Source organism: Bradyrhizobium sp. (genome assembly GCF_050014615.1).
Lineage (GTDB): Bacteria > Pseudomonadota > Alphaproteobacteria > Rhizobiales > Xanthobacteraceae > Bradyrhizobium.
Genome location: NZ_JBEKCZ010000266.1, coordinates 1 through 6,765, shown reverse-complemented (window position 1 = coordinate 6,765; position 6,765 = coordinate 1). Strand labels below are relative to the sequence as shown.

General features: G+C 61.6%; 5 protein-coding genes and 1 pseudogene. 3 read left to right on the top strand and 3 right to left on the bottom strand.

The features are described from left to right. Positions 1 to 10 precede the first annotated feature (10 nt). From ABR948_RS27400 to ABR948_RS27390, 3 genes and pseudogenes are all read right to left on the bottom strand, one after another. A pseudogene (locus ABR948_RS27400) lies at positions 11 to 603 on the bottom strand (polysaccharide biosynthesis/export family protein). A 201-nt stretch (positions 604 to 804) separates the two neighbouring features. Continuing rightward, positions 805 to 1,464, bottom strand: a complete 660-nt coding sequence (gene msrA, locus ABR948_RS27395; RefSeq protein WP_428124079.1) for a peptide-methionine (S)-S-oxide reductase MsrA — start codon at positions 1,462 to 1,464, stop codon at positions 805 to 807. Positions 1,465 to 1,590: 126 nt separating this feature from the next. Continuing rightward, positions 1,591 to 1,908: a hypothetical protein gene (locus tag ABR948_RS27390; RefSeq protein WP_428124077.1), complete on the bottom strand. Its 318-nt coding sequence runs from the start codon at positions 1,906 to 1,908 to the stop codon at positions 1,591 to 1,593. A 383-nt stretch (positions 1,909 to 2,291) separates the two neighbouring features. Here ABR948_RS27390 and rpsT point away from each other — a divergent pair, with 383 nt between their 5' ends. From rpsT to dnaN, 3 genes are all read left to right on the top strand, one after another. Further along, positions 2,292 to 2,558: a 30S ribosomal protein S20 gene (gene rpsT / locus ABR948_RS27385; RefSeq protein ID WP_428124074.1), complete on the top strand. Its 267-nt coding sequence runs from the start codon at positions 2,292 to 2,294 to the stop codon at positions 2,556 to 2,558. Between the two features lie 1,240 nt (positions 2,559 to 3,798). After that, a complete protein-coding gene (gene dnaA, locus ABR948_RS27380; protein WP_428124072.1) occupies positions 3,799 to 5,232 on the top strand; it encodes a chromosomal replication initiator protein DnaA in 1,434 nt (477 codons plus the stop codon). A gap of 346 nt (positions 5,233 to 5,578) precedes the next feature. Beyond that, entirely contained in the window at positions 5,579 to 6,697 is a 1,119-nt protein-coding gene (gene dnaN / locus ABR948_RS27375) for a DNA polymerase III subunit beta (protein ID WP_428124070.1), read from the top strand. Positions 6,698 to 6,765: the final 68 nt, after the last annotated feature.

The following is a 6,765-nucleotide window of genomic DNA, read 5'->3' as shown; positions in this document are numbered from 1 at the left end:
TCGGACATCGTCAGAACCAGCGTTCGCCGACGAGGACGGTATCGCCGGGGCTCAGGGAAGTACCGAGCGGCACGATGTAGCGCGACGAACCCGAACTGTCGCTGTGGGTCAGCGTCACGCGGTCGCGTTTGGCGCGGGGCGAGAAGCCGCCGGCGATCGCCACCGCGCTCTCGACGCTCATATTGGGCACGTAGGGATACTGCCCGGGGGCGGCGACTTCGCCGAGGATAAAGAACGGCCGGTAGGATTCGATCTCGACCGCTACTGAAGGCTCGCGGATATAGCCGTTGCGCAGTTTGCCGGTGATTTCGGCCGCCAGCCCCGCAGGCGTTCGTCCGCGCGCCGGTAGGCGACCGGTGTCGGCATCGGTGCTGCCGCATAGGCCGCCTGGGCCGGAGCGTAAGTACGCCGGGGGGGCGCGGCAAAACTGGCGCGAAGGGCGGCGATGGCGCCCCCGGAATTGGATGAGGGCGCGACGGCGGCCGCGGGGGCTGGATAGGAAGCAGGCCCGCCATAAGCCATGGTGTCGAGATCGCTTTGCGGCTGCGCGGTTGCGACCGGAGAGGTCGTGTGCATGCAGCCCGACAGCGCGAGCGCGGTCATGGCGGCAATGATCGGCAATCGAAACGCGCGCGCAACCCGCACCGGAGCCATCCCCTCAAGCGAGACAGCTTCAGTCTTGCACCGGTTATGGTTAACAAACGGTTTTTTTGCCGCCAGATGTCCAAAGCGAATCTGCAAAGTCCGCCGTGAAAGGCCGTCGCCGGCCTTTCACGCGCCCTTGCACATCATGATGCCAAGCGATCAGGCCGCGGTGACGCCAGCGCCGATCGGACACGACACGCCGGTGCCGCCAAGCCCGCAATAGCCGGCCGGGTTCTTGGCCAGATATTGCTGGTGATAGTCTTCGGCGAAATAGAATTCGCCCGACGGCGCGACCTCGGCGGTGATGGTGCCGAGCCCCTTGACGGACAGCGCCTTTTGATAGGCGGCCTTTGAGGCGTCCACCGCTTTGCGTTGGGCGTCGCTGAACGTGTAGATCGCGGAACGATACTGAGTGCCGACGTCATTGCCCTGACGCATGCCCTGGGTCGGGTTGTGGCTTTCCCAGAACGTCTTCAGGAGTTGGTCGTACGAGATCACCCGGGGATCGAACACCACCAGCACCGCTTCGGTATGACCGGTGCGGCCGGAACATACCTCCTCATAGGTGGGATTCCTGGTATGCCCGCCCGCATAGCCCACGGCGGTGGTGTAGATGCCGTCGCCGAGTTCCCAGAATTTGCGCTCCGCGCCCCAGAAGCAGCCGAGTCCGAACACCGCCTGCTCCAGACCCGCGGGATAGGGCGGCTGCAGCGGATGGCCGTTGACGAAATGGCGGACAGCGGTCGGGATCGGATCGGCGCGGCCGGGAAGCGCCTCGGCGGCACTCGGAAGTGCAGTGGTTTTGCGCATGAACAACATGGATGACCTCCCTGCGAGATGCACTCGAACTTACGTCAATAATGTGCGCGCTTGATATATGTCTTTACGCGGATAACGGCAGCCCCGTTACGCCAGGCAGCCGCACTTAGGCAACGCCGTCCCCGGTCAGTTCCGCGAATAGCCGATCAATGGCTTGCGCGGCCGGAACAGCAGCATCAGCAAAATGCCCAATACGCCCATCACGGCAAAAACCGGCTGGTCCAGGATCACCTTGACGATACTGTTCCAGAGCCAGGGCGCGTGTCCCTCGACCCAGGCCCGGAAGGCCTGCTGGCTGGATTGATGGATATCGTTCCAGAACTGGCCGAACCGGGTAAACCGCAGGGTCTGATCGGCGACCCAGCGGGCCCCGTCATAGACCATGAAGATAAATCCGCCGGCCAGCAGCAGCAGCCCCACAAGGCGGAAAAAACCGCGGATCATGCGTCACCTTATATCTATTGCATGTCTACTGCGCCGGAAAGCGCCGTCAGCCCTTAACGGGGCAGCTTGGGAAATTCAACCTCATCAGCACCTTATCGGCTTTTTCGCGGCCAGCCTTCCAGCCCCAAAGAGGCCGGAAGGCGTTGACGCTGCAAAGCGCGCCCTCTATAAGACCGCCAATGGCGGCGGGCGCAATCCCGCCGCCGCTGTTCTTTGAGCAATGTCGCCATGTGAGTACAGGCTCCGATTGAGCCATAGGCTCCGAGAGTGGCTTTCTCGCAGAACACCCGGAAATCATATCAGCGTCGATCACGTGGTTGAACTGTCGGCAAGCGCAAGCCTGACCACCCGCGATCGGTCACCGTCGAAGGACATTTGAGAACATGGCCAATACCACTTCCGCCAAGAAGGCGACCCGCAAGATTGCTCGCCGCACCATTATCAATAAGTCGCGCCGCACCCAGATGCGTGGCGCGGTTCGAAACGTCGAAGAAGCGATCAAGAGCGGCGACCGCGACGCGGCACTGAAGGCGATGGCGCATGCGGAACCCGAACTCATGCAGGCAGCGCAGCGCAACATCATTCACAAGAACAATGCGAGCCGGAAGGTTTCGCGGTTGGCGCATCAGATCGCCAAGCTCGCGAAATAAACTGATCGAACCAGACATTCGTCAAAAAGCCCGGCAGCGCCGGGCTTTTTTATTTCAGTATCATATTGCTCAGTAGATTGCGTTACTCTGCAGATTGCAGCGTACGGAAGAATTCCGTGGCATCCGTATTTTTACTGACGCCATGTCGCGATGCGGACTTAAGATGCCGATGATGGCCACGACGATATTTGCTGTTGGCCGCTGAGCGGCCACGCTTTTCAAATAGCAATCGCGACAACGTCGCTGCATTCAACAGCCCTGCAGGGTTACCCTGTATCGACGAGCAAAAAAAAACGCGCTTGCGTAGTCACTTATCGGCATAGCGGGGAGCAGTTGTTCGAAAATTCCGTTCTGCCGCACGCCAAAGTAAATATTTTATGAATTTATTTTGGGCAATCGCGAGAAATGTGACAGCGGCTCGTCATTTCGAATCTGTGCACAGATTCAAAACCTTGCCGCTTTGCGCGAAAAGCCGCTGCCTGATTTGGCGAACCGAAGTCGTTTTTACCGGCACCCGTGTTGAATCATTTTCGTTGCGGGAAACAGGGCATGATGTATCTCTTAGAACGTTCGCGGCGCCCACGGCTCTTGAGACCAGCGCGGTTTAAGGATCGGGGCGGACGTGCAAATCGGCGGCGGTGTGCGCGTTGGCGACGCTTTCCAAGCGATTGTCGGATAAAAACTCATAGCAATATGAGGATGGCGGGTCTGTGTCGAAATTTCTCAGGCGAGGCGCTTGCGCCTCGTTCGCTTTGAACAAGAGAGATACGCACCAGCCAGCCACGACGGCGCCGAAGGCGAGGCACGCGGGCGGGTTGGAATGAGCGGGCTGAGCGGAATGGCGTAGCGGCTGAACGATTTGAGTTTCAGGCGTCGCCGATCGAATTTTAAAACATCTGGAATGACAACTTGCCGTGGGCAACCACGGCAGGAGGGGGAGGTCGTATGCCTAACGGAATGATCGCGGTTTGCAGTCAAATGACATTTTCAAACGATTCTGTTCTGGACGCCTTGGATACTGCCTGTACGCGGCCTCCCGCGCGAACTCCTGACACGCCGTCGAGTACGCGCTGACCTCGCGGACGCTTCAATCTTTCAGCCGATGATTTGCCTGACGGCGCTTCGCCGAACGGCCGGTCTATGTCTGAGAGACGACGCCCCGCTTGAGGTCACCCCGCCGCGGAAATCCCGCGCGGAAGTTTCACCATCACCTTTACTCCTTCAGAGAAGTCGTCAGGCAATGAACAATATGGAACAGGATCGCTGGTCACGTGTGAAGGGTCGGTTGCGATCGAGTGTCGGAGAAGACGTCTATACGAGCTGGTTTGCGCGCATGGATCTGGAAAGCGTCCAGCCGGAAAGCGTCCACCTTTCGGTTCCGACGCGATTTCTCAAGAGCTGGATCCAGGCGCATTACGCCGAGCGCGTTCTGACCTGCTGGCAGGCCGAGATGCCCGAAGTGCACCGGATCGATCTCACTGTGCGCACCGCGATGCGCTGCGCGGCGCCGGCGAAGGAGGCTGCCACGCCGCTCGATCCGCGCCGTACGGAGCGGTCCGATGGCCGTCCCGCGCCCGAATTGCGCGCGACCGCGATCGCGCCGGTGTCCGCCAGTCATGACGCGCTCGGCGGCTCGCCGCTCGATCCGCGCCTGACATTCGGCAGCTTCGTCATCGGCCGCTCCAATACGCTGGCCCACGCTGCGGCGCGTCAGGTCGCGGAAGGTCGCCGCGGCGACAGCGTGATGTTCAATCCGCTCTACATCCACGCCGGCGTCGGCCTGGGCAAGACCCATCTGTTGCAGGCAGTGACCTGGGCCGGCAACTCCGGCAGCGAACGCAAGGTGCTGTATCTCACTGCGGAGAAATTCATGTACGGCTTCGTCGCAGCGCTGAAGACGCAGACGGCGCTGGCATTCAAAGAGGCGTTGCGTGGCATCGACGTGCTGGTGATCGACGACCTGCAATTCCTGCAGGGCAAATCGACCCAGGCCGAATTCTGTCACACCTTGAATGCGCTGATCGACGCCGGTCGCCAGGTGGTGATCGCGGCGGACCGTCCGCCCTCCGACCTCGAGAGCCTTGATGATCGCGTGCGTTCCCGGCTTGCCGGCGGCCTCGTGGTCGAGATGGGATCGCTCGGCGAAGAGTTGCGGCTTGGCATCCTCAAGTCGCGCGTCGCCGCCGCCCGCGCGCATCATGCGAGCTTCGACGTGCCGGCGCCGGTGCTGGATTATCTCGCCCGCACCATCACCCACAATGGCAGGGATCTCGAGGGCGCCATCAATCGCCTGCTGGCGCACAGCAAGCTCAACGCGCAGCCGGTCACCCTGGAAATGGCCGAGCGCGAAGTGCGCGACCTGGTCCGTCCGCAGGAACCCAAGCGCATCAAGATCGAGGACATTCAGCGGGTAGTGGCCCGGCAATACAATGTCAGCCGCTCCGACCTGTTGTCGTCGCGCCGTACCGCGAATGTGGTCCGCCCGCGCCAGGTCGCGATGTATCTGGCCAAGACCCTGACGCTGCGATCGCTGCCCGAAATCGGCCGCCGGTTCGGGGGACGGGACCACACCACGGTGCTGCATGCCGTGCGCAAGATCGAGGCGCTGGTGACCAAGGACGTCTCGTTGTCCGAAGAGGTCGAATCGCTCAAGCGTCAATTGCAGAGCGAGTGAGCGCAACTGCCTCGTTTGCGGGCGCAATCGACCCGTGATCCCGGCGGACGCCGGGATTTTGCGCCGCAGAGGCGCCTTTGGCCGCGGTCACCGAGACCTTCGGTACCAACCGACGCCCCGGGGGCAGCGGGTCCTGGCGCATGCCGGGACCAGAGCCGGTTTCCCAGCAAAACGTGGGGAACGGGATAACGCATCTCTTGCGCTTGCGGGCCATCCGCGCCACCTTGGGGTCCCCCCTTAGGGTTTGATCAAATCCAGCTTTGATCGGGCTTTTCGGGTTTCAAATGCCGCGGCGCGCCTTCGGGGCCGCCCGGCTTTTCCATCTTCGGATCAGGCGGGTATTGCAATGAAGGTTACCGTCGAACGCGCGCAACTCCTGAAATCGCTGGGTCACGTCCATCGCGTGGTCGAGCGCCGCAACACCATTCCGATCCTCGGCAACGTGCTGATCCGCGCCGAAAATGCGCGGCTGTCGCTCAAGGCCACCGACCTTGATCTCGAGGTCACCGAGACGCTGGCGGCGGAAACCGGAACCGCCGGCTCGACCACCGTGCCGGCGCATATGTTTTATGACATCGTGCGTAAATTGCCCGAAGGCGCGCAGATCGTGCTGGAAGGCGATGGCGACCGCTCGGTGCTGGCGATCCGCGCCGGCCGTTCGCGCTTCACGCTGCAGACCCTGCCGGAAAACGATTTCCCCGATCTTGCCGCCGGCGACATGACGCATTCGTTTACGCTCGCCGCCGCCGATATGAAGCGGTTGATCGATCGCACGCAATTTGCGATCTCGACCGAGGAAACCCGTTACTATCTCAATGGCATCTATCTGCACGCGGCCGGCAGCGCCAAGGCTGCGACCCTGCGCGCGGTCGCCACCGACGGACATCGCCTCGCCCAGATCGACCTGGCTTTGCCCAAGGGCGCCGCCGGCATGCCGGGCGTGATCGTGCCGCGCAAGACGGTCGGCGAAGTGCAGCGCCTGATCGAGGACAACGAGGCCGAGGTCGGCTTAGAACTTTCGCAAGGCAAGATCCGCTTTACCATCGGCAATGTGGTGCTGACCTCGAAACTGATCGACGGCACCTTTCCGGATTATGGCCGCGTGATCCCGCAGAACAACGACAAGGAACTGATCGTCGACAAGAAGGATTTCGAGGCTGCGGTGGACCGCGTCTCGACGATCTCGAGCGAGCGCGGCCGCGCGGTGAAGCTGGCGCTGTCCGCGGGCAAACTGGTGCTGTCGGTGACCAACCCGGATTCCGGCAGCGCGACCGAGGAACTTGAAGTCGAGTATGCTTCCGATCCGCTCGATATCGGATTTAATTCGCGCTATCTGCTGGACATCGCGGCCCAGATCGAAGGCGAGGTCGCGGTCTTGAGGCTGGCCGATCCCGGTTCGCCGACCCTGGTGCAGGACAAGGATTCCAAAGGCGCGCTCTACGTCCTGATGCCGATGCGGGTGTGATAACCACCTACCGTCATTGCCGGGCTTGACCCGGCAATCCATCAATCTTCGAAAAATGGCCTATTGGG

Excerpts from the sequence above, each read along its gene's own strand:
- rpsT (WP_428124074.1), top strand. The coding sequence starts at position 2,292 with ATGGCCAATACCACTTCCGCCAAGAAGGCGACCCGCAAGATTGCTCGC.
- ABR948_RS27390 (WP_428124077.1), bottom strand. The coding sequence starts at position 1,908 with ATGATCCGCGGTTTTTTCCGCCTTGTGGGGCTGCTGCTGCTGGCCGGC.
- msrA (WP_428124079.1), bottom strand. The coding sequence starts at position 1,464 with ATGTTGTTCATGCGCAAAACCACTGCACTTCCGAGTGCCGCCGAGGCG.
- dnaN (WP_428124070.1), top strand. The coding sequence starts at position 5,579 with ATGAAGGTTACCGTCGAACGCGCGCAACTCCTGAAATCGCTGGGTCAC.
- dnaA (WP_428124072.1), top strand. The coding sequence starts at position 3,799 with ATGAACAATATGGAACAGGATCGCTGGTCACGTGTGAAGGGTCGGTTG.